The sequence below is a fragment of the Paenibacillus sp. J22R232 genome (assembly GCF_056269165.1).
The window spans coordinates 105,036-131,065 of sequence record NZ_JBWDNK010000003.1 but is presented as its reverse complement, the minus strand read 5'-3'; the positions used below and the strand labels follow the sequence as shown (position 1 = coordinate 131,065).

At 49.4% G+C, this 26,030-nt stretch carries 23 protein-coding genes and 1 other annotated feature; of the genes, 3 read left to right on the top strand and 20 right to left on the bottom strand.

All coding sequences use genetic code 11. From position 1 onward, the window contains the following. Positions 1–285: 285 nt before the first annotated feature. The 8 genes from kduD to AC0YN3_RS11585 all read right to left on the bottom strand — a co-directional run bounded on the left by kduD (position 286) and on the right by AC0YN3_RS11585 (position 5,869). Complete coding sequence (gene kduD / locus AC0YN3_RS11620) at positions 286–1,041, bottom strand: 2-dehydro-3-deoxy-D-gluconate 5-dehydrogenase KduD (protein ID WP_475775227.1); 756 nt, start codon at positions 1,039–1,041, stop codon at positions 286–288. 4 nt (positions 1,042–1,045) lie between these two features. Then, on the bottom strand, positions 1,046–1,840 hold the full coding sequence (locus AC0YN3_RS11615) for a DeoR/GlpR family DNA-binding transcription regulator (RefSeq protein ID WP_475775226.1): 795 nt from the start codon (positions 1,838–1,840) through the stop codon (positions 1,046–1,048). A 25-nt stretch (positions 1,841–1,865) separates the two neighbouring features. Continuing rightward, a complete protein-coding gene (kduI, locus tag AC0YN3_RS11610; RefSeq protein ID WP_475775225.1) occupies positions 1,866–2,696 on the bottom strand; it encodes a 5-dehydro-4-deoxy-D-glucuronate isomerase in 831 nt (276 codons plus the stop codon). A 270-nt stretch (positions 2,697–2,966) separates the two neighbouring features. Continuing rightward, positions 2,967–3,230 (bottom strand): hypothetical protein, encoded by a 264-nt coding sequence (locus tag AC0YN3_RS11605; RefSeq protein WP_475775224.1) that lies wholly within the window; start codon positions 3,228–3,230, stop codon positions 2,967–2,969. A 112-nt stretch (positions 3,231–3,342) separates the two neighbouring features. Then, entirely contained in the window at positions 3,343–3,906 is a 564-nt protein-coding gene (locus AC0YN3_RS11600; RefSeq protein ID WP_475775223.1) for a histidine phosphatase family protein, read from the bottom strand. A 24-nt stretch (positions 3,907–3,930) separates the two neighbouring features. After that, the gene (locus tag AC0YN3_RS11595) at positions 3,931–4,494 is read right to left on the bottom strand and encodes a hypothetical protein (RefSeq protein ID WP_475775222.1); all 564 of its coding nucleotides are present in this window, start codon (positions 4,492–4,494) and stop codon (positions 3,931–3,933) included. A 37-nt stretch (positions 4,495–4,531) separates the two neighbouring features. Next, positions 4,532–4,948 carry a hypothetical protein gene (locus AC0YN3_RS11590; protein ID WP_475775221.1) on the bottom strand — a complete coding sequence of 139 codons (417 nt, stop codon included), beginning with the start codon at positions 4,946–4,948 and terminating at the stop codon, positions 4,532–4,534. 96 nt (positions 4,949–5,044) lie between these two features. Further along, complete coding sequence (locus tag AC0YN3_RS11585; RefSeq protein ID WP_475775220.1) at positions 5,045–5,869, bottom strand: DUF4362 domain-containing protein; 825 nt, start codon at positions 5,867–5,869, stop codon at positions 5,045–5,047. Positions 5,870–6,018: 149 nt separating this feature from the next. On the opposite strand from AC0YN3_RS11585, the gene AC0YN3_RS11580 reads away from it, so the two are divergent. Then, entirely contained in the window at positions 6,019–6,501 is a 483-nt protein-coding gene (locus AC0YN3_RS11580) for an NUDIX hydrolase (protein WP_475775219.1), read from the top strand. Positions 6,502–6,674: 173 nt separating this feature from the next. Here the strand turns inward: AC0YN3_RS11580 and AC0YN3_RS11575 are convergent, their stop codons facing one another. The 7 genes from AC0YN3_RS11575 to AC0YN3_RS11545 form a co-directional block, all read right to left on the bottom strand. After that, on the bottom strand, positions 6,675–8,726 hold the full coding sequence (locus AC0YN3_RS11575; protein WP_475775623.1) for an alpha-glucuronidase family glycosyl hydrolase: 2,052 nt from the start codon (positions 8,724–8,726) through the stop codon (positions 6,675–6,677). Between the two features lie 35 nt (positions 8,727–8,761). Then, positions 8,762–9,700: a carbohydrate ABC transporter permease gene (locus AC0YN3_RS11570; RefSeq protein WP_475775218.1), complete on the bottom strand. Its 939-nt coding sequence runs from the start codon at positions 9,698–9,700 to the stop codon at positions 8,762–8,764. A 15-nt stretch (positions 9,701–9,715) separates the two neighbouring features. After that, positions 9,716–10,654 carry an ABC transporter permease gene (locus AC0YN3_RS11565; RefSeq protein WP_475775622.1) on the bottom strand — a complete coding sequence of 313 codons (939 nt, stop codon included), beginning with the start codon at positions 10,652–10,654 and terminating at the stop codon, positions 9,716–9,718. Between the two features lie 129 nt (positions 10,655–10,783). Beyond that, on the bottom strand, positions 10,784–12,448 hold the full coding sequence (locus AC0YN3_RS11560) for a type 2 periplasmic-binding domain-containing protein (protein ID WP_475775621.1): 1,665 nt from the start codon (positions 12,446–12,448) through the stop codon (positions 10,784–10,786). Between the two features lie 178 nt (positions 12,449–12,626). Continuing rightward, on the bottom strand, positions 12,627–14,396 hold the full coding sequence (locus AC0YN3_RS11555) for a sensor histidine kinase (protein WP_475775217.1): 1,770 nt from the start codon (positions 14,394–14,396) through the stop codon (positions 12,627–12,629). A gap of 47 nt (positions 14,397–14,443) precedes the next feature. Further along, entirely contained in the window at positions 14,444–16,024 is a 1,581-nt protein-coding gene (locus AC0YN3_RS11550) for a response regulator (protein WP_475775216.1), read from the bottom strand. A gap of 321 nt (positions 16,025–16,345) precedes the next feature. Further along, positions 16,346–18,346 carry a glycoside hydrolase family 127 protein gene (locus AC0YN3_RS11545; RefSeq protein WP_475775215.1) on the bottom strand — a complete coding sequence of 667 codons (2,001 nt, stop codon included), beginning with the start codon at positions 18,344–18,346 and terminating at the stop codon, positions 16,346–16,348. A gap of 110 nt (positions 18,347–18,456) precedes the next feature. On the opposite strand from AC0YN3_RS11545, the gene AC0YN3_RS11540 reads away from it, so the two are divergent. Next, positions 18,457–19,329 (top strand): helix-turn-helix transcriptional regulator, encoded by an 873-nt coding sequence (locus AC0YN3_RS11540; RefSeq protein WP_475775214.1) that lies wholly within the window; start codon positions 18,457–18,459, stop codon positions 19,327–19,329. 144 nt (positions 19,330–19,473) lie between these two features. Next, positions 19,474–19,736: a binding site (T-box leader), on the top strand. Positions 19,737–19,879: 143 nt separating this feature from the next. Further along, positions 19,880–20,965, top strand: a complete 1,086-nt coding sequence (gene asd, locus AC0YN3_RS11535; RefSeq protein ID WP_475775213.1) for an aspartate-semialdehyde dehydrogenase — start codon at positions 19,880–19,882, stop codon at positions 20,963–20,965. A gap of 178 nt (positions 20,966–21,143) precedes the next feature. On the opposite strand, the gene AC0YN3_RS11530 is transcribed toward asd, so the two are convergent. The 5 genes from AC0YN3_RS11530 to thiS form a co-directional block, all read right to left on the bottom strand. Beyond that, a complete protein-coding gene (locus AC0YN3_RS11530; protein WP_475775212.1) occupies positions 21,144–22,601 on the bottom strand; it encodes an alpha-L-fucosidase in 1,458 nt (485 codons plus the stop codon). 247 nt (positions 22,602–22,848) lie between these two features. After that, positions 22,849–23,877, bottom strand: a complete 1,029-nt coding sequence (locus AC0YN3_RS11525; RefSeq protein ID WP_475775211.1) for a dienelactone hydrolase family protein — start codon at positions 23,875–23,877, stop codon at positions 22,849–22,851. Positions 23,878–23,904: 27 nt separating this feature from the next. Further along, positions 23,905–24,993 carry a glycine oxidase ThiO gene (gene thiO, locus AC0YN3_RS11520; RefSeq protein WP_475775620.1) on the bottom strand — a complete coding sequence of 363 codons (1,089 nt, stop codon included), beginning with the start codon at positions 24,991–24,993 and terminating at the stop codon, positions 23,905–23,907. A 48-nt stretch (positions 24,994–25,041) separates the two neighbouring features. Further along, positions 25,042–25,821, bottom strand: a complete 780-nt coding sequence (locus tag AC0YN3_RS11515; RefSeq protein WP_475775210.1) for a thiazole synthase — start codon at positions 25,819–25,821, stop codon at positions 25,042–25,044. Between the two features lie 4 nt (positions 25,822–25,825). Continuing rightward, entirely contained in the window at positions 25,826–26,026 is a 201-nt protein-coding gene (gene thiS / locus AC0YN3_RS11510) for a sulfur carrier protein ThiS (protein WP_475775209.1), read from the bottom strand. Between the last annotated feature and the right edge of the window lie 4 nt (positions 26,027–26,030).

Sequence of the window (26,030 nt, the reverse complement as noted above, 5' to 3'; positions counted from 1 at the left end):
ACGTATGAGTTAGCTTTGATTGGTTGATGCTGCTGCATGACGGAACCCTTCGAATTGCCTCTTCCGTTCGTTTTCTATTCGGGCTGCTGAATCGTCAGGTGCTGCAGCAAAGACAGCAGCTTTGCCTGCATACGTCGTAGCAGGTGCGGCAGGCAACGCAGCGTAAGCCGTTGCAGCGCATGAAACTGCCCCAGGTCTCGAAAGTCGCTTGTCCGCATAATAAAAGGCTCTCACCCACACGGCCATAGCCGCACAGGGAGAGCCTTTTGTTTAAACGCGCCTAGCTTATCTTACCAGCCATCCGCCATCCACGGCGAGAATATGGCCGTTCATATAATCGGATGCCGCCGATGCCAGAAACACAGCAGGTCCGATTAAATCCTCGGAGGTGCCCCAGCGTCCTGCCGGGATACGCTGCAGGATTTGAGCGCTGCGAACCGGGTCTTCGCGTAACGCTTCGGTATTATCCGTGCTCATGTAGCCTGGGGCGATGGCGTTAACCTGCAAGCCCTTGCTTGCCCATTCGCTCGCCAGCGCCTTCGTTAGCCCTGCTACCGCATGCTTGCTTGACGTATAGCCAGGCACGTTAATGCCGCCTTGATAGGACAGCATCGAAGCGATATTAATGATTTTGCCGGAGCCCTGCTCGATCATTTTTTCCCCTGCCAGCTGCGATAAAACAAATACCGAATTTAAATTGACGTCGAGTACTGCCTGCCAATCCTCGTAGCTGTGATCCGCAGCAGGCGTCCGGCGAATAATGCCTGCATTATTTACTAGGATATCGATTCTGCCCAGCTCGTCCACTGTCCGCTCAATAATGCCGGCAAGCTTGGAACGGTCAGAAATATCCGCCTGAATCGTAATCGCTCTCCGTCCCAAAGCTCTAATCGCTTCCGCCGCTTTGTCGGCAGGGGTGCTGTTCGTAACAAGCGCTACGTCAGCGCCTGCCTCCGCTAATCCAAGTGCGATAGCTGCTCCGAGGCCGCGTCCCGCTCCCGTCACGACTGCCGTTTTTCCGCTCAAATCAAACAAACCCATCGGTTCATGTCCTCCCTTTTGCACGCTTTACGCTCTCTGGAAGCTGTGCCTTCATCATTTGGATCTGAAGAGCCTCATATTTGGCTGCCACCTCGGGCGAGATCCCCTCATCTGTGATGATGCAATCAATCTCGTCCAGGCCAGCAAATGTAATCAAGGCGCCTTTATCGAATTTGCTATGGTCAGCCAGGCAATAAACAGTCTTCGCATTGTCCATGTACAGCTTCTTCAGCTTAGACAATTCCTCTGTGAATATCGTCAAGCCATATTCCATATGAATGCCTGTCGTCGAAAGAAACAGCTTATGGACATTCAGCCTTTTAATCCATTCCTGGGACTCTGCCCCAATCAGCAGATTGTTATGGCGGTAGCCGCCGGGAATGACCAATCGCACCTGATCCTTCAAGGTCAGCTCGCGGATAATAAGCAGGTCGTTCGTCAGCACGGTTACGGGCATATTCGGGAGCCTCTTGGCCATCTCAAGCGTCGTGCTTCCCGCATCAAGCGCGATGATATCATTCTCCTCGATGCAAGTGAGCGCAAGCGCCGCAATGGCCGACTTCTCCTGCTGGTGCTTGCTGTTAGGAAATTGGAGCGGATAGAGGCTATCCTCGCCCTCTTGCTCTACCACAGCCCCGCCGTGGGTACGTTTGAGCAGCCCCTTCTCCTCCAGCTTCTCCAGATCTTCCCGTACCGTTTTTTCCGTTACGCCAAATTGCTCGCTCAGCTCAGATACTTTCACTGCGCCAAGCTGCTCTAGTTTCTCTATAATTTTCCGATGCCGTTCAGCAGCAAGCATGGTGCACCTCCTGTAGCGAATGCTTCTATTTTAGCTCGCTTGCAGGCACTGCGTCCATGTCTGTAAATGTATAATTCTCGCCGGCCATCGACCAGCAGAACGTGTAATTGCTCGTTCCTACGCCTGAGTGGATGGACCATGGAGGAGAAATGATCGCTTGCTCGTTCGCTACGACCAGATGTCTCGTCTGCGAAGGCTCGCCCATCATATGGAATACGCGCGCGTCGTCGTTCATGTCGAAGTATAGGTAAGCTTCCATGCGGCGATCATGCACATGAGAAGGCATCGTATTCCATACGCTTCCCGTTTTGAGGCTTGTTACGCCCAGCATCAGCTGACAGCTCTGAATGCCATCTGCGTGGATGTACTTGTACAATACGCGCTCATTCGACGTTTCTTGTGAGCCAAGATGAGTAGGATTCGCTTCCTCCATCGTCATTTTGCGCGTTGCGATCTCCGCGTGGGCGAGCGCCGAACAGAAGTACAGCTTGGCCGGGTTCGCTTTGTCTATGCTCGAGAGCAGGACTTGGCGCTTGCCTTTCCCGACGTAAAGCACTTCCAGCTTGCTCAGCTCGTATACCTCGCCGTCCACGGAAATCGAAGCCGGGCCGCCAATGTTCAGAAACCCAATCTCACGGCGCTCCAAGAAATATTCCGTCTTCAGCGTCGCTGCATCCTCAAGCTCCAGCGTCTCATTCACGGGCGTTGCCCCGCCAACGATCATGCGGTCATAATGCGTATATGTCATCTTGATTTGATCCTGTACGAACAGGCTCTCGATCAAAAACTCGCTGCGTAGACGTTCCGTATCGTATTGCTTCACATCGGTAGGGTTTGTTGTGTGGCGTACTTCCATTGGATAAAAGCCTCCTATAGTTTTATTGTGCAGCCGCTTGCAGCCAGCCGCACCAACGTTTGTTAATGTTCGTTTTTATAATATCACACATTTACGAACATAAACAGTACTTAAATGAAATTTGCATTATTTCAAACGGAATCGATTGGATATTCGCATATGAAAAAGCGGCCCATACTGCAGGCCGCCTTTTGTCCCATTTTGTATGTTTGCTAAGTTACATCGAGAGGAGATTTGATTCCCCCTATCATTTTAAGCGAGAAATACGAATCACCAGGTAAGTCTTCCGCCCGTATGCTTATATCCATGCAGTCGTTCATACTTTTCAATGCGCATGAGATGCTTCATTTGTGTTCTGTATAAACGAGAATAGTCTCTCCTTACCTCGGTATATTCTTTGCCGTAATCAACCATTTTAATGCCCTTCCGATATTCCTTAGTTTTGTTGGCTCTTGGATTCTTGTGCTTCTTCTCACGTACCTGCTGCGCGCTTTGCTTAGCTGCCCATACCAATATGTCTTCTCTTGCGAACATCTTCATCCCCGCCGTACCGGGTTAGATTATGGCAACCAGCCATTATACCGATACAACTAATAGAAGAAGACCTTTGGATTGAACATGCATGTCACTCACCTCTCTGCTTTATTTATTCCACCGGCTCACTCCATATCCTATTTACCTCCAAGAGCTCGGTGCCCTCGAAGGAAAGCTTGTAAATATCCGGCATTGCAAGCTGTTTCCAAAATTCAAAGCCATAGCTTACATCAAAAGCATTCATAATTAAAACAAGCAAATTTCCGTGCGTTCCAATGACGACATTTTTTCCGGGATAGCTGCTCAGCACCCGAAGCGTCGCTTCCACACCGCGTTTTTGTGCTACCGCATTCGATTCCCCGCCATCCCATGCAAAGCTCGAATCCTCCCATACCCTCTCGATTGCTGCTTGAAAATGGTCTACCGGCATGCCCGATAACAACCTTTCCCTAAAGCCCTCTACAGTTAATATCCGTCCCCCTGTATATGCAGCAATCCCTTCAACGGTCTGAACTGCCCGTTTATACGGACTGGATATGACATATTCGATAGAGAGATCCATAAGAAGCTCCGTTACCTTTTTTGCATCATTCAAACCTTTATTGGACAAAGGCCTATTTAATTCATCCGGCGTATAGAGCGAATGCGCATGCCTTACAAAATAAAGATTCGTCATAGGTTTCGCAGGCTCCTCCTCATGTTACTTCACCGTAATCGTTGCATGTACAGAACCGTGATAATAGCTGTCTACAACCTTTTCGTCTAAGGAGAAATCGGTATTCGCAGCAATGAGATAGGATCCGCTTGGCAGCAGCAGGTCCTTCTCCTCGTAAAAGGATCTCCAAAAGCTCGCGTTGGGATCATCATTCGAATAAGCGCCGCTTTTTTGGAAAGGAAAAAAATGCTTTTCGCCCTTTTTCAGTACAGTTGGACTAAGCTCAGTCGTATTAGCGCCTTCCATCTCAATCCTTTGGCCATCCGTTAAATAAAATACGATGTAGCTGCTTGGTCCCCAAATCGTAATCGAATCTTGAGCCCCGATATATGTCATGCTAACCGAGCACTCGATAGGCTCGCCCTTTGCGAAGGCAGTCTTCTCGATGTTCAAAGTCATTTCGAATAGCTCGTCTTTTTGCTGGAGCTTCGGTTCAGCCAGCTTGTGGGCTAGATCAGCGTCAATCTCATTCACATTCTCGCCTTCTCCATTATGTGCTCCGCAGGAAGTTAAAATGATCATGATAGCGATTAATAAAAGACGTTTCATCGTATTCCTCCTTTTTTTGCGCGAGCGGCTCGAATGGTTACTTTATGAACGATAACACATGCTCCTTTACTTCAATCTTCTGTTCTTCTGTTAGCTTTATGGAATGATGTTCGTCGGAAACAAGCTCCGGAACGAGTATGGTTGAAGGGTTATCGAGCTTCGTTACGCGCTCGTCGCCATCAGTAGACATGAAGATATCCGACCTGCTCCCGTCAGCTAGCGTGATTTCAGATTTAATAAAGTTTCCATCTATGTCGTAATGATCCTCAATCATTTTGATTTCGGACTTCACGTATTTCTCTCCTTCGACAACAATAGTAATGGCATTTACCTTTTTATAGCCCGTTCTCTCGAAAAAGCCCTCAGCATTCTGCTCGCTCATTTCTGTGGCAAAAGCCTCAATATGCTCGATTTTCTCCGATTTACCGCAGCCATTTAACACAACGACAATCATGCATAGAAGAATCCATTTTATGAAAATTGAATAATTGATTGTTTTCCTATTACTGATCAAACGACCACTCCTCTCATTTGAGTTACTTTCACACAATCACGGTATGCGCATGCTGAAAGTCGGTTGCTCCGCTTCCTTCCCGCTGCATCCGGATAATGTATATTTCTTTCCTTCATCTGTTTTATTTGTCGCGATTCCGCTGCAGAAAGAAAGCTGCTTAATTGGGTTTCCGTACGCATCATGCGTGCTATCAAAGGTATAGGCTATATTTTGACCATCAAAAATAAGATCTTGAAAGATCGCTCCACCTTCTATCGTATAGGAAGTGACATGAATTTCATCCGCTGTATTGCTTTTCACATTTCCCAGGAATTTCTCCCAAACGTCTATGTTATGCCATTGGGCCAACGCATTCACGACATCCCCGTTTTTCACCGCAAGCTCTACTCCATAAGTAACACCGAAAATGATCTCTTTCAGCTTTTCCGTATCGGCAGAAGATATCGTGTAGCCGGTCCCGGTATCACTTACCTCCGTGTACATGCTTGTTTTCATCACCGGGTCCAGCCACAGATGAACCGCGCGCTGCGAACCTTCATGCTCAATGATGATGTCATAATCCGGTGTTCTAACATCGAGCACTCCTTCTATTTTGTTCGCGCCTTGAAGGGCTTCTATTACCAACATTATTTCGTCCGATTGCTTGAGAATACCATAAACATCAGAATTCACTGTGCCAAATTGCAACGATCTACTAACCGTCACCTGTTCAGCAAGTGTATCTCCCGGTTGATGTTGCTGCTTTAGCTCGTGAGGAACGACGTTATTAGAGGCGGGCTGCTTCAAAGAAAACGTACAGCCTGCCATAACAAATGCAAATACAACTACTGCGACAGCGATGGCTGCCTTATCCCTTTTCATATCTTCACCTCACAATTACAAACGTTTACAAATTTGTAAAGGTTGCATTTGAGAGTGAAGCACTTTGCCGCTTCATTCATGCCATTCAAAATGATATGATAGGTATGATTTTCTATATATCCCCTTAATCGTTATTGGAGGTTATTTGCATGCCCATGCCAACGCATATTGTAGCAGCAGGCGGTTTCGTAGAAAACGAACACGGACAGATTCTTCTGGTGAAAACAGAGCATGACGGATGGGTGTTCCCAGGCGGACAGGTAGAAGCAGGCGAGAATGTAATCGACGCATTAATCCGGGAAATAAAAGAGGAAAGCGGAATCGACGCTGCTATTTCATGTTTAATTGGCATTTATTCGAATACAGGAACCTATAAGTGGCATGACGGGGTAACTGACATTCCAACAAAGGTCATGATGGACTTTTCATGCAAGGCAGAAGGCGGACAGCTAGCTGTTTCGGAGGAAACGTCAGAAAGCGGGTGGTTCGACAAAGCAGATGTGCTGGCATTCATAACTTCTCCGGCGATCCGTACCCGTTACCAGGCCTATCTGGATTTTGATGGAATAATCTGCTATATGGACTATCTCACCAAGCCTGATTTTGAGATTAAGCTTAATCGGACCTTATGAAATTCCCCAATCTACGCAAACGAAATTAGTGCAAATAAAGATATGCAAAAAAACCGCTATCTGTGAAGTGACCCCTTATGTTAGACACCATCTAACTTTTGGAGGTGCAGTTCACAGCATAGCGGTTTTATTATAGAGATTGTTCACCATGTTGTGTTCAACGAACCTAACAGCTAATAGATAGCTCGCCCGTCCGCATCCGAAATACCCGACTTGCGGTAGAAATACGTATTGATCACATCGCGCCAATGCTTGGCATGGTCTGCTTGCTCGGCCAGTCGCTCCGCAATGTGGCCAAAGCTTGCTTCATCGATTTTGCCTTCGAGTGCAGCCCACTGCTGACGCAAGCATTCCGCTTCGTCCGCGCCGCTGAAATGCGTATCATAAATATGCTGAATGACCGTTTTTCCGGATTGCAGAACATGCGTATACGGCACATGATGGAAAAAAAGCAGAAGCTCGTCCGGACAAGTCGCAGCATTCTCATAGAGTGACGCATTCGGCTCGCTATACTGCGAAGCATACCCGGTTCCGCTTGCTTCCGTTCGATCCACGCCGATGCCGTCCCGATCCGCGAAATGATAGGTTCCCCATCTCGAATACTCATAACCGTCCACGTCTGGCCCGTAATGATGATTAGGCGCAACCATCCAGCCGACGCCAAGCGGCGCCGTATAGGCTTCATATATAGGCCACGACTTCATCAGCATGCTGATGACCGCGGCTGTCACCTCGGGATCGTTACCGAACGTGGCCGCTGCCCACTCCAATGCAATCTGCTCGGCGGTCAGCTCCGGATTCCAGACAAGCCTGCCATACCCGTAAACATTCGCCTGCGCGAGAATATGGCCAGTCCAGCTCTCCTCATCCCCTATATTCGATACGGCAGCAATTCCGCTATGTGCCGTGCTGTATAATGAACCGTCCGCTATCCGTTTGACCTGCGACCCTTCCCCTTGCGCATACGAATCGAAATCCAGTACTTGCTTCCACTGCGGCACGAGGTAGCAAAGATGGCGCTGCTGGCCGGTATATTCCTGCGTAATTTGAAACTCGACCATCTGGTTGGTTTCCTTGAGCGCGCCAATTAATGGAGAGACGGCCTCCCGTACTTGGAAATCCATGGGGCCGTTTTTGATCTGCAGCAGCACATTGCTTCTGAACCTGCCGTCCAGCGGTTTGAAGTGATCAAACGCCGCGCGTGCGCGATCCGTCCTCCTATCCCGCCAATCCTGCATGCAGTCATAGACGAAGCATCTCCATATGACGAGACCGCCATGTTCGGCAAGCGCTTCGGCAAGCATGTTCGCTCCGTCCGCATGATCCCGCCCATATGTGAAGGGACCGGGACGGTGCTCAGAGTCCGCCTTCACGACGAATCCGCCAAAATCGGGAATATGGGAATAAATGCGGGCAGCCGTATCCTTCCACCAGCTTTGCACGCCTGCATCAAGCGGGTCTGCCGTATTCCGTTCGCCTAATTGCAGAGGAGCGGCAAAGTTAACGCTTAGGAACAACGCAATCCCGTACGCCCGGAAAAGATCGGCAAGGCGCGCTACCTCCGGGAGCTGCTCCTCCGTAATAAACCGGGTTTCCAGCTCGTGTACGTTCACATTATTGATGGAAATGGCATTCAGCCCGATAGAAGCGAGCAGCCTCGCGTAATCCCGAATTCGCCCCAAGTCGCTTGCAATCCGCCCATTTTCATAAAAAATAGACTTGCCCGCATACCCTCTCTCAATGGTGCCGTCAGCATTATCCCATTGATTCATCATGCGCAGCTCATTGGTAGGTGACTCATTCGCATTCAGCTCAGCTAACTGCTTGCCGGATGCGACCATACGCAGCAGATGGAATACCCCATACAAGATGCCTTTGTCGGAGCCTCCGGTTAGATGTATAGCCGCTTGTCCATTCGCAGCATGCAGATACTGAAGCTCGAATCCGTCCTCACGCCGCCTCCGCTCTCCCTGAGAGTTAGCTTCGGAGCGTAGGCGGATATGGAGACCGCCTGCGTTTTCCTCTTCGGACCGGCTCGCAGAGCTTTCCTCCATGCTCGCTGAGATGCCGAGCAATGCCTGAACACCCTGCTGCAGCTCCTTTAATGCGGTTTGCAATACCAAGGTCGGCTTGCATTCAACCGATACCTGCCCGAGGAGAGATGCATATGCTTCTCTCCTTTCTTTATCTTCAATTAGCTGTAAATTCAGCCATGCTTTATACATGGAACGACTCACGTTTGTTTATGCCTCCTCGCGCGTTATCCTTTCACGCCGCCAACCGTCATCCCTTTTACGAAATATTTCTGCAGGAACGGATACACCATAATGATCGGCAGCGACGCTACGATGGTCATCGTTGCCCGGATGGCGAACGGCGTTACCGTATTGGCCCCCGAATTGCCCGCATTGGCGAATGCATCGCCAGCTGATTTGGTCGTTAAGGACGCATTGGAGTTCTGAAGGATTTTCTGAAGCTCATACTGCAACGTGCTCAAATCAATGTTCGACGAGTTGTAGAGGAATACGTCAAACCATTGATTCCATTGATACACCGCCGAGAACAAAGCCACGGTGGCAAGCACTGGGACGCAAAGCGGCAGCACGATGCTGTAGAACATTTTGAAATCGCCTGCCCCGTCAATTCTTGCCGACTCCAATATGCTCTCTGGCAGCCCTTCGATAAAGGAGCGGATAATAATCAGATTAAACACGCCGATCAAACCCGGAAAGATGTAGACCCAGAAATTGTCGAGCAAGCCCAAATCACGGATCAATAGGAAGTTCGGAATAAGACCCCCATTGAAATACATGGTCAATATAAAGGCAATCGTCACGAATTTACGGAGCACGAATTCTTGCCTGGTAATCGTATACGCGACCATTGCGGAGCAAAATACGGTGGCAATCGTCCCGATCACTGTGCGCAGAATGGAAATAAGCGTCGCATGGAAAATCGTCGATTCCTTCATGACGTAGGCATAGTTGTCAAGCGTCCACATCCGTGGCAGCAAGTAGATGCCCCCCTTGATCGAATCGGTCGCGTTATTCAGCGATACGGCTGCCGTATTCAAGAATGGGTACAGGGTTACAACCATTAGCAAGGAGAGAAAAACATAATTGCAAATATCGAAGATACGATCGCCGCGCGACGAACGAATCTGGCTTGGCTTTGCGGGCACCGCTTCAGAATGATTCATGACGCACCCCTTCCTCTAGAATAGTCTGGACTCGCCCATTCGCTTCGCAAGATTGTTGGCCGCGAATAAGAGAATGAAGCTGATGATTGTTTTGAACATGCCTGCCGCAATGGATAACGAGTAATTACCTTGTGCAATTCCGTATTTCAGTACAAATATGTCAAGGTTTTCTGAAAAGTCGACATTCATGCCATTCCCCAGCAAATACTGCGGCTCGAAGCCCGACTCCAGCAAATACCCGATATTCATAATTAGCAATACGATAATAACCGGTTTAATACCTGGCAGCGTCACATACCACATCCGTTTGATTCGGCCAGCCCCGTCCATCTCCGCTGCTTCGTATTGCGCAGGGTCGATCATCGTCATGGCTGCCAAATAGACAATCGTATTCCAGCCTACGTCTTTCCACACGGAGCTTGCGCCGAATATATTCCAGAACTGCTCCGGAATGCCGAGGAACAAAATTTCCTCACCTTTCTCTACGAAACCCGTCCACAGCAGTAATTGATTGATAATGCCGTCTGGCGATAACGTCGTCTGAATAATGCTGGCCGCAACGACCCATGAAATAAAATGCGGCAAATAGCTGACCGTTTGTACGATTCGCTTGAAAGCTACCTTACGTACCTCGTTAAGCAGCAGCGCAAGCGTTATCGCTGTCACGAAGCCAAGAACTAGATTGATTCCGCTCATTGCAAGCGTATTGCGCAGAACGCGTATGAAGCGCTCATCCTGGAATAGAAACCGAAAATGCTCGAATCCCGCCCATGTCTGTTCGCCAAAGCTTCTCGCTGGCTTATAATCCTGGAAGGCGATGGTCCACCCCCATAGAGGCATGTATTTAAAAATGAACAGCCAAACCAAAAACGGTACAGACATAAGCACGAGCACGCGCTGCTCGACAAGCTTTATCGCAAAACGCTTCAGTCCTGACGGCTTCTTAGGCAGCATCAGAGGTGACGCTGGCACCGCATTTTTATGTTCCATCTTATTTCTCTCCTTCCGGACTGAATGAGGCTAGAGCAGCAGAAAGGCCAGCCACTTCAGCTGATAACCGGCCTTTCGCTCTCTTCTAGTTTGTTATTGTTTGGAAGCCTCGATAAGCTTCTTCACTTCGTCTGTCGTCCATTTCTCGTAGGCTGCGGTATCAAGCTTGCCGAATGCCTCCAAATATTCCGCCCATACTTTTTCGAAGTCGGCTGTTTTCGCAAGCACAAGTTTAGGGAAATATTTTTTCGTGATTTCGTCTTTTTTCGTTTCCCATATTTGCTGCGCGGAGCCCTGCTCCTTCGGAATGCCCCATGAAGGATACCAAGGACGGTTATCCGGCGCTGCAAACATTTCGGAATAGGTTTTCACGCCGTATTTGTCAAGAATCAATTTGTCTGCTTCCGTTAGGCTCATTTGGAATACTTCCGGCTGCAAGCCAGGCGCAGCGGAGTTGCCGTCAGGCAGCGATGAACCGCCTCCATACAGCGGCCAGTTCCACGAATAGTATTTGAAGCCGAAGGACTCATTGAACGGCTCGTCGATTTTAGCGATTTGCTCAGCGGTACGGAACATGCGGCCTTTGTCGTCAACCTCGTAGGTTTCGCCTTTGATGCCCCATTTTTGCAATATTTGGTTCTCGTCCGTTAACAAATTATCGAGATATTGAATGATGCGAACCGGATCCTTCGCACTAACGGTAATGCCCATGCCGCGGTTTTTCACGAAGCCTGGAGGGTCCAAATATTGGTCTTTCTGTCCGTCGAACGTTACCGGCAATGGGAAGTAAACGAAATCGTCCTGCGTCGGATCGGCTTTCGCTGCATCCTTAAGCGCATTTTGAGCATTGGCGAATTGCCAGCCGTAATCGAAGAAGCCCACAACCTTATGCGAAGTCAATTTGGCCAAATATTGATCAAAGTTGTCTACGAAGGAAGCTTTATCGAACAGCCCTTGCGCGTTAAGCTCGTTCAGCTTGGACAGCCAACGCTTCGTATTGTCATCCGCCGCGTAGGTTTTGGCATCGAATGTCGTCATGTCTACGATGACATTCCCATCATTCGGATAACCAGCTAGATGGTTCGGAGGATTGGAGGTAGCGAAAAAGCGCCAGTCATGCGTTAAGGAAACCATACCTGTCAGTTCCTCGTCTTTGTGCTTCTCCACGAAGTTTTTAATCAAATCCACATAAGCATCCAGCGTCGTGATTTTCGGATAACCCGCTTCCTTCAGCACGCGGCGCTGTACCCAGAACGCGCCTTGGTTGATATTCGGATCAGGAATATATTCCCCGACCGTATTGGAGAAAGGCAGGAAGTAGATTTTACCGTCTGCTGCTTTCATTTGGTTGAAGTAAGGGCCGTATACGCGTTTGATATTCGGTCCATATTTCTCGATAAGCTCATCGAGTGCAATGAATGCTCCAGCATCGAGAATCTTATCAATCGCCGCATCAGGGATCATTACATCGGGATAAGCATTCGATGCGATCATCGTACCGATCTTCGTATTCAAATCTCCGACCAAATGCTCAATTTTGAAGTTAACGCCTGTTTGATCCTCCAGCAGCTTTCCGATCTTTGTCTCGTTCGTGTTCGTATCCTTTGCCGCCGCTACTCCGTTGAAATAAGTAAAGGTCACTTTCTCAACGGGTTTCTCTGTTTCGCTGTTCACGGCCGTATTTGTGTCATTCGTGCTGTTTGATGGCTTTGCTTCCCCGCCATTCCCGTTATTCGAGCATGCTACAGTGAAAATCATGAAAGCAGCCAAACAAACAAATAATAATTTCTTTGTCACTTTTTTCTAGCCCCTTTCCAATCTTTTGTTTTTGTAAGCACTTTCATTATAAAAAAATTAAAAACCTTTGTTCACCCGCCAAACTATAGTTCATACTTAAAAAAACATATATCCTTCTGGGCCTTCAGGTGCAGCATGCTTATTCAACCGGAACTTTAACCTGAATGAACGTACCCTGTCCTGGGCTACTTTGAATGACAATCTGAAACCGGTCGCCATAAATAAGCTTTAAGCGGTAAATGACGTTCTGAACGCCTATTCGCTCCCCAAGCTCCTCCTCGCTGTCCAAGTACCTATACAGCTTTTGCACTTTCTCTTCATCCATGCCGATACCGTTATCCATGATCGAGAAGATCAGCTCCTCTTCTGCCCGTTCTACCTTCACTTGGATAAGTCCGCCATGCTTCAGAGGCTCGATGCCGTGGATGCTCGCATTTTCTACAAACGGTAAAAACATCATTTTGGGCACCATGCAGCCTTTCGCGGAAGGGTCGATATCGATTTCGTACACCATCCTATCCTCGAACCGGTATTTCTGAATTTCGAGGAAGCAGATAATGAATTCGACTTCCTCGCTTACCATAACGCGGTCTTTCCCCCAGGTAAGCGAGGTTCGGAATATTTTGGCCATGTTATGGATGATCTTGGCGGTTTCCGCTTCGTCCTTAATCAGGCTCCGCATACGAATCGTCTCCAGCGCGTTGAATAAGAAATGCGGATTAATTTGGCTTTGCAGCGCATTCAGCTGTGCCTTCCTTCGCTCGAGCTCCAGCGTCTTGGTCTGGATATCCGCAATGTATACGTCATCAATCAAGCTTTTCACTTGTATCGTCATTCGGTTGAATTCGCTCGTTAATTGGCCAATTTCATCCCGGTATTCGCCTTCTTTAATCGTATCGAAATGCTGGTTCTTCACTTTTTTCATATGGCGCAATATTTGAACCAGCCGCATATTCAAGGAACGCGTAATCCATAAAATGATGGCTGTTGGGATGAAAATGTTCAAAAATGCCAGCACAATGACAAACTCTCTGGATTGCCGGACGCTCTTCAGTACCTCCTCCTCGGAAATAGTACCGATAATTCGCCAGTTTTCTAAATAGCTTACATAGGAATAGTTCGCCTGGAAGGCGATCGCATCTGTCGGGAATTCCATGGCGTCAAAATTAATCGATTCCACGCGCCAGTCCACTGCTGGATCTGTCGTAAATTCAACTTGTCCTTTGTCATTCACGAGATAAATATTGCCCTGCAGGTTCTGGTTTTGAAAAATCTGTTCGATCGTGCTCGTTTTCAAATCGATTTTCAAATACTTTTTCCAGTTGTTTTTGGATTCGAAATAATTCATTTCACGAATGATGCTGAACGTATTGCGCACGGCATTGCCGTCGCTTTTCAAAAAATCCTCCTGCTGCGTGCGTATAAAGATCGGGTATGCGCTGTTTTTTTTCTGCAGCAGCTTGTACCAATCCGTTTGCTTCATTTCATCGGAAAGAAACCCAATGCCGCCGGAGTGCAGCATAGTCGGGTTTTCCACGAATATTTTAATATTCTGAATGGAGGTGTAGACGGGGGTATAGCTGTTCAGGATTCTGCGGAAATATGTATCGTAGGCCTCCACGTAAGCCGCCGGCTCCTTATAATCCGTTTCCAAAATCTCGTTTAAATTGTAGTCGGTATAGAACACCGATGAGATCGTTACCGCATCCTCCACCTCTGAGCGGAACTCGTTGTTGATCTGGTCAACTGCCCGCGAGATATCCTTCATCCGCTGGTTTTTCACGTTATTCGTCGTCACATTGTAGAAAATGACGTTCGTCAGCACGATCGGAAGAAAGACGGAAAATACATAAACGATCAGCATCTTATTGCGCAACCGGACATGATTGAGATTGAAGTACAGCTTCACATGGTTACTCCCCTTTTTGTGGACAAGCTTATGCATAGCAGACAGGCTCATTTTAGCTGATTGCGGTACTCCGTAGGCGTCATCTGCTCAATTTTCTCGAATTGGGTCACAAAGTAATCGGCATTGCTGAATCCCACTTTTTCGGCAATTTCGTAAATTCGCATCGAGCATGATTGACGCAGCAGCTTCTTCGCTTCGTTGACGCGCAATTGAAGCAGGAATTCATTGAAATAAACGCTGTACGTCTTCTTGAACAGCTGGCCCAAATATACGGGATTGATATAAAACTTCGCGGCAATGCTCTTTAAGCTTATATTTTCCGAATAATGAAGCTCGATATAACTTTTGATTTTCTGAATGCCGCCCTTCTGTTGTTCTCCCCGAAGCTCCGCGACATAGTGCTGGCTCTCATGGATAAACGCCGCAAACAGGCGCCGGAGCTCGCCGAGCGAAAGATTGAGGTCATGCCAATTAAGGACCGGCTGCAGCGTAGACAAGGTCAGCTCGTCGCCCTCCATGCTGCGGATTGTTTTCAGAATGCCCAATACGCATTGTTGCAGGTTCATCTTGATAGCCTCGGGCGCATAACGCTTCTCGCGAAAATCACGAAACCACTGCTCCACTGTCGCTTGGACGGAAACCTGCTTCTGCTCCTCGAACTGCTCCATGAACAAATTGAACAGCGATGGCTCGAATCCGATGTATTGAAGCTGCTCCGAGCGGATGTGATCGTAAACAACGATGCGCTTATCCTCGTTTATATATTTATATAGCAGCGCTTCTTTGGCTGACTTATACGACTCCCGAATATCAGATAACCGCGAAACAAACGTACCTGCGTACAGAAATACCGTCTTTCCGCACTGAACGTCCAACATGGTTCTAAGCTTTGTCAAGAAACGCTCCAGTTCTCCTTGAAACGGATCCAGCAATTGACTCGGCAGCAAGAAGCCTATCCGGTTGCGGTGCTCATGCATGCAGATAGGTTGAACTGCGCCAGTTAACCGGGTCAGCTCTTCTCGCAGAAGTTCATGGAAACGGGCGGTTGAAATCGTGGAACCCGCCTTATTCCAGCTATGGTTGTCATTAAGCTCTGCGAATATATAGGTAAGGCGATCCTTCTTGCCGAGATTCAGGCGGGCCTCCCACTCATCCGTGGACGCGGCATCCGCTTCCTCCAGAATGAGTGCTTTTATGAGCTCGCTCCCCTGCAGCCTTTCCTTTTTGAGCAGCTCCTCTTTTTCATGCTTCAGCTTCCCGTTTAACGTTTGCAAAATAGCGGAAAACTCGATATCGTCAATTGGCTTGACTACGAAATCATGCACGCCGTAGCGCATCGCTTGCTGGGCATATTTGAAATCATTATAGCCGCTTATAATAATGAAAGAAGGCCTCGGCATCGTTTCTAACGAGACAAGCCTGATCAACTCCAAGCCGTCAATGACCGGCATCCGAATATCGGTTATGACAAGCTCGGGTTGAATACGCTTAATCAGCTCTAGCGCATCCTCACCGTTGTCTGCCTCTCCGACGATTTGAAATCCGCATGCTTCCCAGTCGATAAGCTTCGTTAAACCTTTTCGGGTAAAGGATTCATCATCAACCAAAACGGCACGATGCAAATGCATGTTATCCTTCCTCCTTGTTTTCTGATAATCGGCCACCGTATCGGCGTATGGCTTTAACCTATTGATTATATCCTGAATGCGGACGATTCTGCTCGTCTCTCACCTTTTCAATATTTGGAAAGCTCGATACTTAAATAGTAAATTCCTTGCATCACGCACACAATGTAAAAACTATAGTGTCAACCCTATAAACTAAAGAACATATCCAAGTGGAGCTTGTTCGTTTTCTATACCGGCACATGGAAAGGCGGCCGCTCCCCGCTACCCCGGGAACGACCGCCTTTTTAACTCTTTCATGCGGAGAAAATGGAAAAGCTGCTATTAGAAACGTTCCTTAACCCACACGGCCATTTCTCCCATGCCGCGATTTGCCCACGCATAATAAGGAATAAAAGCAAGGCTGGCAGGCTCTATGGCTGCTCCCGAATCCGTGCGGTATAGCTGCGTGCCCCATTGCTCGAATTGAAGCTTTAAGCCTTCCGCTTTAATGACATGAATGCCGCCGATTAAGCTTTCTTCATATGCGTTTTCAAGCTTCGCATCCTGCGGCAGCAGCAGCTGCTGCAATTGCGCTCCGTTGTCGGCCTCCTCCAGGCAATAGACAAGCGGTCCGCGTTGCAGCGCAACCTTGCCGGCGTTTTGCTTGACTAGCGGATGGCTTCTTACGCGAAGTATCGGCATATCGAGCACGAGCTCAAGCTGGTCGCCGGAAGCCCATACCCGATCGATCCGTGCATAGCCGTCTACCACTTTGCCAGCAATTGCGTAGGCTTCGCCATTTATGATGACCGATGCTTCCGAAGCCCAATCCGGAATGCGCAGCGCCAGCGCAAAGGCAGCAGGCTTCGCAAGCGTAACCTCGAACCGCGCTGTTCCTTCCCAAGGAAGCGAGGAATGCTGCTTCAGCTTAACCTTTGTCCCATCCAGCGAAAGCTCTACCTCGCCACCGATATAAAGATGGGAATAAATCGTGTTGCCGCTCGTCGAATACATATATTCGCCTAGCGATGCTAGCAAGCGGGCGATATTCGGCGGGCAGCACGCACAGCCGAACCACTCCTGGCGGACAGGCTTCACATGGTTGAAATTTTTGTTTTTACCCTCGCATACGTCCGGCGTAACCTCTAGCGGGTTTACGTAGAAGAAATGCCTGCCGTCGCGGGACATCCCTGCAAGTACGGTATTATACAGCGCTCGTTCCATGACATCGGCATAACGGCTGTTTGGTTCCAGCTGCAGCATCCTATGGGCGAAGAAAATAAGACCGATCGAGGCGCAGGTTTCTGAATATACCGTATCATTGGGCAAGTCGTAGTCGAACGAGAAAGCCTCTCCATGAGCCATCGAGCCGATGCCGCCTGTAATATACATTTGCTTGGAAGCAATGTTATCCCATAATCTGCGGCATGCGTCAATTAGCGACCCATCTCCCGTTTCCCGTGCTACATCGGCCATCCCAGCCAGCATATACACGACCCGTACGGCATGGCCGACCGCCGCCTCCTGCTCACGTACCGGAAGATGGGTTTGGAAATACTCCGGATCGATATGAATCTTATTGTTGCTCCAATGCGTCGTTCTGCCACGCGCGTCAGCCTCCGCCTCGAAAAAGCTCGGCTGCTGCCCGCGCTTGTCGATGAAATAGCTGCTGATATCCAAATATTTGCGATTGCCCGTCGCTTCATAAAGCTTCACTAGTGCAAGTTCTACCTCTTGGTGACCGTCATAGCCGGCAATTTGCCCTGGACCGTCGCCGAATACAACGGCAATGTCGTCCGCGATTCGACAGACGATATCAAGCAGATTTCGCTTCCCGGTGGCATTGTAATAAGCTACGCCCGCCTCGATCATATGGCCAGCCGTATAAAGCTCATGGCATTCCGTTAGATTCGTCCACTTTTTGTCCGGCTCTTTTATCGTAAAGTAGGTGTTGAGATATCCGCTTGGCTGCTGCGCTTTGCCGATGATATCGATCATCTCGTCCGCGAGTTGCTCAAGTGCGTCGTCCCGCTTTGTCACGAGCAAATACGCGACTGCCTCAAGCCACTTGGCTACGTCCGTATCTTGGAATACAAAGCCGTAAAAGTCCCCTTTTTCCAAACCGGCCGCAATTTTGAAATTGCTTACCGCACCGCTTCGCTCCGCTCCATCAACCCGGTCATTTATCGCATCCCACTGATAAGGCACGACAACATCCCTTACCAAATCAATATAATAATTCCAGAAGTGATCTGTAATTTGAACTTGCTTCAGTGAAACCGGCTTCGCTTGAACCTTGCCTACCGCTTGTCCCATCCGTATCGCACCTCTCCATGACTTCATATATTTCATACTGCTGATTTCTATTTTATGCGTTAGAATAGAACATAAATACAAATATAACTAACCTATTTCTTATAAAATATCACACAAGCAAGGGGGCTTGACTTCGAATGCTTGACGTCACCGAGCATGTCCATTTCGCAGCGCCGCCGCTTCCCTACTATTTAGAAAGCGGCGTTACCGTCCATAAACGCGGTGATCAGCATCCCAACCGCAAACAGCTAGGCGTATTCGATTTGCTTATCGTGGAAAGCGGCTGCCTGTTCATCGGCGAGGAAGATCGGCATTGGCAATTAACGGCTGGTCAGACGCTGCTGCTATTGCCGAATCGGCATCATTATTCCGTAAAGCCCGCTGAGGAGGAGACGGTCTTTTATTGGGTTCACTTTCTGCCTGTTGGCGAATGGCAGCAAACGGAGCTGGACCATGCCAGCATTAACCATGACAACCATTACAACCGCTTTTTAACATCGCCTTACTCGCTTCATATTCAGAAGGCTTGGACGCTCCCGTATCCCGAGCAAGCATACCAAATTATGCGTGCGCTGAACAAAGCCGCTGAAGAGCGCCAATCGAGGGCTTTCTGGACGCAGCAGCAATCGTTCGAGGAGCTGCTGCGGATGATGGATTTGCGTCAGAATGACAGCTATTCGAGCCCGACCGTTACCCTTGCCGAGAAAACGGAGGTTTATATCAAACATAATTATCGCACGGAGATTACGAGCAAATCGATGAGCCACGCGCTGAATTTCCATTACAACTACATCATGCGCTGCATGAAGCAGGTATACGGCATGACGCCGATCGACTACTTATCCAAATACCGCTTGGAGCAAGCCAAGCTGCTTTTATTGAAGACGGAATGGCCGGTGGCCGAAATCGCATCGTACGTCGGATTCGAGAACGCGCCTTATTTCTCGAACTGCTTCACCCGCCAAATTGGCATGCCTCCGACAAAGTTTCGCAAGCAATACACGAGTTGAGGCGCTTGGCCTGCATGCTACAGCCGTGGAAGCGGCATAACTGGCATAATTATGCTAAAATGCGGACTCAAATGTGTAAAGTTTTCTAATTTTCAAAAATAGTATTTACCTCTTGGAGGTTATCTGATAATATAATCGCAATATTCAAATGCGATGAAGAGATGAGTAAATAACCGAATTCTTCCACAGAGAGCTCCGCCAGCTGAAAAGGAGCATGGATTCCTTATTGAATAAAGACTCAGAGCATCGCATCGGAACCCTTTCAAATGGGGGATGGTGCGACAGGAGCTCCTGTTACAGAGCTAAAGTATAAGCATTCTTAGCAATGCCGTACTTGAAGAGGCTAATATGGCGACCTATTAGCGAATTTAGGGTGGTACCACGAGTATACAAATCTCGTCCCTGAGACTGCATGTAGTCTTGGGGGTGGGATTTTTTTTATTGGGACAAAGAAAATATCGCTTAAAGTCGGAAACGGGTACACCAAACTAAACTTTTTGAATAGTTATTTAGGGAAGATTATATAAAGCTGAAAGGACTGGAATCATTCATGACACAAAAATTAAAAGTTGGTATTGTTGGAGGCACTGGCATGGTTGGCCAGCGTTTCATTGAACTGCTGGATCAGCATCCTTGGTTTCAAGTAACGGCGATTGCTGCAAGCGCCGGTTCAGCAGGCAAAACGTATGAAGAATCCGTTCAAAGCAGATGGAAGCTGTCTACGCCTATGCCTGAAGCGGTGAAAAATATCGTCATTTTGGACGCTTCGAAAGTGGAGGAGGTTGCCTCCCAGGTCGATTTCATCTTTTGCGCGGTCGATATGAAGAAAAATGAAATTCAAGCGCTGGAAGAAGCTTATGCCAAAACGGGTACGCCGGTCGTTTCCAACAATTCGGCCCATCGCTGGACGCCTGATATTCCAATGGTCATTCCTGAAATCAATGCCGGCCACCTGGAAGTCATTGCCGCGCAGAGAAAACGCCTTGGAACGTCAACGGGGTTTATTGCCGTTAAGCCCAACTGCTCCATTCAGAGCTATGTGCCTGCCCTTCATGCCTTGCTGGACTTCAAGCCAACAAACGTAGTCGCTTCCACCTATCAGGCGATTTCCGGAGCAGGCAAGAACTTTACCGATTGGCCAGAAATGCTGGACAATGTCATTCCTTATATTGGCGGCGAGGAAGAAAAAAGCGAGCAGGAGCCTTTGCGAATTTGGGGCAGCTTGGTCAATAACGAAATCGTAAAAGCGAGCGCGCCGTTAATAACGACGCAATGCATTCGCGTTCCGGTATTGGATGGGCATTTGGCAACCGTATTCGTATCGTTCGAGAACAAACCTTCGAAGGATGAAATTCTGGAACGCTGGCTGCAATTCAAAGGCCGTCCGCAGGAGCTTGGCCTGCCAAGCGCGCCGAAGCAATTCATTACCTACTTCGAAGAAGAGAACAGACCGCAGACAAGGCTCGATCGCGATATTGAGCGCGGTATGGGTGTTTCGGCAGGAAGATTGCGCGAGGACAGCCTATTCGATTACAAATTCGTCGGACTGTCGCATAACACGCTGCGCGGTGCGGCAGGCGGCGCCGTACTGATTGCTGAGCTGCTTAAAGCAGAAGGATATATTCAGGCGAAATAATCGAATCAGCCTTCATAGGCAGGACTTTACTGAATAGAAAACAGAGCATAACAAACAGCAAGCCTCCTGATCATGATTAGGAGGCTTGCTGTTTGTCAGTTTAACGATTGCTGTAAGCACACGATGCTACCCGCCTCTTGAAATATTGAAGCTCAGCTCGCTGACGAATAACTCATCCTCAATCGATTGTCAAACGAATGACGATTGGAGCAGCGCTCTGAACCGAGCTTGTCTTCACGATCAGCGCTTCTTCCGTCCTCTCCCAGATCGGTTGCTCATCAAAACCTAATAGGTCAATTTCTTCGATAATTCCTTGGAAATCATGGGATTTCTCCCGCAGCGACTTGATCTTCACGACCCCATCCTTCGGATAGACGAGCACGATTGCATAAAGGCAGCTGCCTTTCACGGTAAACCGAATATCCTCGCTAACGAAAGCTTTGGTCTTTCCATCCGTGAATTGGCCTTCCTCTACTAACGTTGGCCCTTCTCCGAAAGCACGCCAATAGGTAGTGCCGTAAATCGCCTCGCCGTTTACCTTCAGCCAATCGCCGATTTCAAGCAGTATCTGCTTATCCTCCTCCGGTATCGTTCCGTCCGCTTTAGGCCCGATATTAAGCAGCAAACTACCGTTTTTACTGACGATATCGACCAAATCACGAATAATCTCAACCGAAGTTTTATACTCATTACCTGGCGTATAGCTCCATGAGTTTTTCGCGACAGCGGTATCCGTCTGCCAGAAATAAGGCTTCAGCTCAGCGAATTGCCCTCTTTCCACATCAGGCACGGCCGTACCGAAATGAAACGCTTCATGCTTATAATTGATCGCTACCTCTATCCCCCACTCGATTGCTTGGTTGTAGTAATAGGCTGCGAACTTTTTGAGATAAGGCTTAAAGGCTGCCGTTTGAATCCACCAATCAAAATAAAACACGCTTGGCTTATACTTGTCTACGAGCTCGCAGCACCTTACCAGCCAATCCTCTAAATACTCGCTAGTAGGCGGAGAGCCGTACAGATCCTGATGGTCGGGCTCTGGCATCGACGGCCAATAAAGATCGCCACGTACGAGCGGCTCTTTTATATCCGATTCGAATGCCTTGCCATGCGAGAGGAAGAACCAATGCTCCGCCCGGTGAGAGGAGACGCAGAACGTCATTTGACGCTCCTCGAACGCTGCTTTCAGCTCGCTAAGAATGTCTCGCTGCGGTCCCATTTCATAGGCATTGAAAGCGGAAATCTCGCTCTTGTACATCTGGAACCCGTCATGATGCTCCGCTACGGGCATGACGTATTTGGCACCTGATTTCAGGAAAAGCTCCGCCCACTCATCAGCATGGAAACGCTCCGCTTTAAACATTGGAATAAAATCTTTATAACCAATATCCTTATGCTGTCCATAGGTTTCGATGTGATGCTTGTACTCCTCAGAGCCCTGTATATACATATTCCTTGGGTACCACTCATTCTTAAATGCAGGCACCGAGTACACGCCCCAATGGATAAAAATGCCGAATTTCGCTTTTTTATACCATGCGGGTACTTCATACTCGCTTAAAGACTGCCAACTATCCTTATACTTGCCCTTCGCAATGGCGGCTTCAATGGCTATTAAATAGGCATGCTTATCCATCGTGAACATCGCTCCTTCGTCGTCGTTTCTATATTTATTGTAGCGACGCCCCCTTGTTAAACAAAGGTATAAAACGAGTATTCTAGTGGATGAGAATAACTTTTTTACGATTTTGGACCGATTTTAAGGTAATGCTTTCTTTGATAGTGGACAACGATGAACATGCTCTGCACACAAAAAATGCTTTTCTCCAAAGCATGCTGTGAACATGACAGCAGCCTATCAGGAAAAAAGCATCTTCATTAAGCTAAACGGCGTTTAACAATGTTCTCTTCAACCAATCATAAGAATGTCGACCGCTTATTTCATGAGCCCCTGGAAAAACGTCTATTTCAAGCCTGTCTCCTGCGCCCTCGGCTTCATAAATCCCCTTTATCTCTGCTGCCGCCTTGCGGAAGCCAGCCACAGGGAAGATCGGATCATGCTCTCCTGACTCCAGAAACAACGGGCGCGGAGCGATAAGTCCGATAAGTTCTGGCAGCTCGGCATGAAGAAGCAAGCCGGGCGTATAGTTGTCGATACAATGGCGAACCGCGAATATGCTGTCTTTGACCGTATTCGCAAAGCCCGTCAGCACCGTCGCTTGAACCCTGTTTTCCAGCACGGAGGCTGCATACCCGATCAATCCGCCGCCGGAGAAACCCATAATGCCAATGCGGCCCGCATCAACCTCTGGCCTTGCGGCTAAATAATGGAATGCCTCTAGCGCTTCTGTCACGCGAAGGCCAGCAAGCGTCTTGCCAAGCATCATCAGCTGCGTAGACAAATTGTAGCAAGAGCTCGGTGCATCCGGATCCAGCGCTAGATCTGCCAGCAGGCGGCGTTCACCGAAGCCGATCACATCCGGAGCGATTACGGCCATCCCCCGCTTGACCAGTTGAGTCGCAAAATGCTGATGAATGCCAGGTCTTCCTTCGTCCGGTAATCCGTCCTTGAGGAGACCGACGATCTCGCGGCTGCCATAACCATGGCCGTGAATGGCAAGCACGCCGGGCAAAGAACCCGCCGCGCCATCTGGAATGAGGATATAAGCGGCGAAGGTCAGATCCGGCGTGGCGGACAGCTCCACCCGCTCCCTCACATAACCATCGCATTGCACACGCTCCAGATGCTTCGGGGCATGTCTATGGTTAGGCTCGAAACGTCCTATCGCTTCACGCAGCGCAGCCTTCAATTTAGGTCCGCGTTCGCTTCGAAGTTCCCGTCTTGACTGGAGCTGATGCTCGCTTACGGCCTCTTGATATAGCCTCTCCAACAAAGAATCCCCGTTCCACATGGGCAATCCACCGCCTCGACTAGATGATCAGTTAAACCTGTTTGGCTGAAAAGCATCCTCGTATACCGAAAGCTGCTTGTCCGCGATATAGTCAGCCGCCAGAAGCGCGGTAGCCGGGCTGAGCAATATTCCGTTCCGGTAATGTCCCACAGCGAGCACGACGCGCTCCGTTCCCGGCACCGGGCCAATTAACGGAAAGCCGTCCTGGGTTGCGGGGCGCAGGCCAGCCCAGCTGTGAAACGGCGTTTGCTCCGCTAGGAATGGAAACAGCTGCTTATTCCAATTCAAGAGCCGGTTTACCCCTTTTTCCGTGACCGTCGTATCGTAGCCCGCAACGTCCTCCGATGCGCCGCAGACGAGCGTCCCGTTTGCTTTGCCCACCAAGTAACCTTGATTGCAAAAAACCATATGCGAAACCGGTCTCGACTCTGCCTCGTACGCGCAAATTTGTCCTCGGATCGGATATACCGGGATATTCAGATGAAAGGTGTCCGTCAGATGCTGCGCCCAGGCGCCGGAGCATACGAGCATCTGGTCGCCTTCAAAAAAACGGCCGCCAACTGCCCGCACGATGACCTCGCTCTGCCACTCTGCGATTTCAAGCTGCTCCAGCTCCTCGTAGATTCGCACGCCTAGCCGCCGGCAGGCCGCCTCAAGCGCACGTACATAGTGAGGCGCATATACATGGCTCTCCTCCGGCGTATATAACGCCGCTCTCGCCTCGCCCGTAAGCAGCGGCTCCATACGATACAGCGCGTCTCCTTCCACGATCATGCCGCTGGAGCCGTATTGCCGCTGCCACAGCAGCCTGCCTTCGAGCGCCAGCAAATCAGCATCATGATAAGCAACGTACAGGCTGCCCGACTCCGTATACTCGAAAGACTCGCCGGAAATCTCTCTTACAGCACGCTGCCACTCCGGATACAGCTGTAGGCTCTCTTGGCACAGCCGAAAAAACGGATCCGGTCCCTCTACGTTTTCCGAGTAGGGTGCCAGCATGCCGGCCGCCGCGCCGGAGGCTTGCCCGCCGCAGCGCTTCGTTTCCAGCACGATTGCTTGATGGCCGCGCCTTTGCAGCTCAAGGGCGCACGACAAGCCAATGATGCCTCCGCCCATGACGATTACTTGTTGTTTCTTCAATTTCCATCGCTCCCGTAAATCCGGCTATTTCAATTTGAATGCATCCAGCCCGCTGCTTGCAGAGGCGTACCTCTTCTTCCCAATCCGGCCAGCCAGATAGGATAGCCGTCCCGCTTCGATCGCCAGGCTCATCGCCCTCGCCATCCTTACCGGATCCTTCGCCTTGGCGACCGGCGTGTTCATCAGCACGCCGCTCACACCGAGCTCCATCGCCTGCGTCACGTCGCTTGCCGAGCCAAGTCCGGCATCCACAATAATCGGTACGCCCGCCTCCTCGACGATCAAGCCGAGATTGTACGGGTTCAATATGCCAAGCCCCGTTCCAATCGGAGCCGCGCCAGGCATGACGGCCGCCGCGCCAGCTTCCTCCAGCCGCTTGCAAATGACCGGATCATCGGAGGTATACGGCAGCACCGTAAAACCTTCTTTCACTAATTGCTCGGTTGCTTTGAGCGTCTCGATCGGATCGGGAAGAAGCGTCCGTTCATTGACGCTAATCTCCACCTTGATCCAGTCGCTGAGGCCGGATGCGCGTGCAAGCCGGGCTATGCGTACCGCCTCGTCCGCGGTCCGCGCGCCGGAGGTATTCGGCAAATACACATAATTCTCGCCTTCCAAATGCTGAAGGATCGAATCATCCTCCGTTGAGGCGAGATTGATTCTTCTGATCGCAAACGTCAGCACCTCTGCGCCGGAAGCCTTAATCGCTTCTTTCTGCACGTAAGGGTTAGGAAAAAGGCCAGTTCCAATGAAAAAACGGGAGGTCAGCGTACGACCGCCAATGGTAAGCGAATCTGCCTGCATGCGTCTAGCCTCCTCCCACGAAATGAACCAATTCTATCTTCATGCCTGGATATACAGCCGTTTCTGTCCATAGCTCCGCAGTTAGCACCTTGCCGTCCGCTTCAGCGACGACCGGCTTACCGGTCAATCCCAGCTTCTCGATGACATCTTTTATCGTAGCGACCAGCTCCAAATGCTGCTTCTCGCCGTTTATGACAAGCTCCATGCCT

Bases quoted from the DNA above. Each gene is read 5' to 3' on its own strand.
- kduD (WP_475775227.1), bottom strand. From the start codon at position 1,041: ATGGGTTTGTTTGATTTGAGCGGAAAAACGGCAGTCGTGACGGGAGCG.
- AC0YN3_RS11615 (WP_475775226.1), bottom strand. From the start codon at position 1,840: ATGCTTGCTGCTGAACGGCATCGGAAAATTATAGAGAAACTAGAGCAG.
- kduI (WP_475775225.1), bottom strand. From the start codon at position 2,696: ATGGAAGTACGCCACACAACAAACCCTACCGATGTGAAGCAATACGAT.
- AC0YN3_RS11605 (WP_475775224.1), bottom strand. From the start codon at position 3,230: ATGTTCGCAAGAGAAGACATATTGGTATGGGCAGCTAAGCAAAGCGCG.
- AC0YN3_RS11600 (WP_475775223.1), bottom strand. From the start codon at position 3,906: ATGACGAATCTTTATTTTGTAAGGCATGCGCATTCGCTCTATACGCCG.
- AC0YN3_RS11595 (WP_475775222.1), bottom strand. From the start codon at position 4,494: ATGAAACGTCTTTTATTAATCGCTATCATGATCATTTTAACTTCCTGC.
- AC0YN3_RS11590 (WP_475775221.1), bottom strand. From the start codon at position 4,948: ATGATTGTCGTTGTGTTAAATGGCTGCGGTAAATCGGAGAAAATCGAG.
- AC0YN3_RS11585 (WP_475775220.1), bottom strand. From the start codon at position 5,869: ATGAAAAGGGATAAGGCAGCCATCGCTGTCGCAGTAGTTGTATTTGCA.
- AC0YN3_RS11580 (WP_475775219.1), top strand. From the start codon at position 6,019: ATGCCCATGCCAACGCATATTGTAGCAGCAGGCGGTTTCGTAGAAAAC.
- AC0YN3_RS11575 (WP_475775623.1), bottom strand. From the start codon at position 8,726: ATGTATAAAGCATGGCTGAATTTACAGCTAATTGAAGATAAAGAAAGG.
- AC0YN3_RS11570 (WP_475775218.1), bottom strand. From the start codon at position 9,700: ATGAATCATTCTGAAGCGGTGCCCGCAAAGCCAAGCCAGATTCGTTCG.
- AC0YN3_RS11565 (WP_475775622.1), bottom strand. From the start codon at position 10,654: ATGCTGCCTAAGAAGCCGTCAGGACTGAAGCGTTTTGCGATAAAGCTT.
- AC0YN3_RS11560 (WP_475775621.1), bottom strand. From the start codon at position 12,448: ATGATTTTCACTGTAGCATGCTCGAATAACGGGAATGGCGGGGAAGCA.
- AC0YN3_RS11550 (WP_475775216.1), bottom strand. From the start codon at position 16,024: ATGCATTTGCATCGTGCCGTTTTGGTTGATGATGAATCCTTTACCCGA.
- AC0YN3_RS11545 (WP_475775215.1), bottom strand. From the start codon at position 18,346: ATGAAGTCATGGAGAGGTGCGATACGGATGGGACAAGCGGTAGGCAAG.
- AC0YN3_RS11540 (WP_475775214.1), top strand. From the start codon at position 18,457: ATGCTTGACGTCACCGAGCATGTCCATTTCGCAGCGCCGCCGCTTCCC.
- asd (WP_475775213.1), top strand. From the start codon at position 19,880: ATGACACAAAAATTAAAAGTTGGTATTGTTGGAGGCACTGGCATGGTT.
- AC0YN3_RS11530 (WP_475775212.1), bottom strand. From the start codon at position 22,601: ATGGATAAGCATGCCTATTTAATAGCCATTGAAGCCGCCATTGCGAAG.
- AC0YN3_RS11525 (WP_475775211.1), bottom strand. From the start codon at position 23,877: ATGTGGAACGGGGATTCTTTGTTGGAGAGGCTATATCAAGAGGCCGTA.
- thiO (WP_475775620.1), bottom strand. From the start codon at position 24,993: ATGGGCGGAGGCATCATTGGCTTGTCGTGCGCCCTTGAGCTGCAAAGG.
- AC0YN3_RS11515 (WP_475775210.1), bottom strand. From the start codon at position 25,821: ATGCAGGCAGATTCGCTTACCATTGGCGGTCGTACGCTGACCTCCCGT.
- thiS (WP_475775209.1), bottom strand. From the start codon at position 26,026: ATGGAGCTTGTCATAAACGGCGAGAAGCAGCATTTGGAGCTGGTCGCT.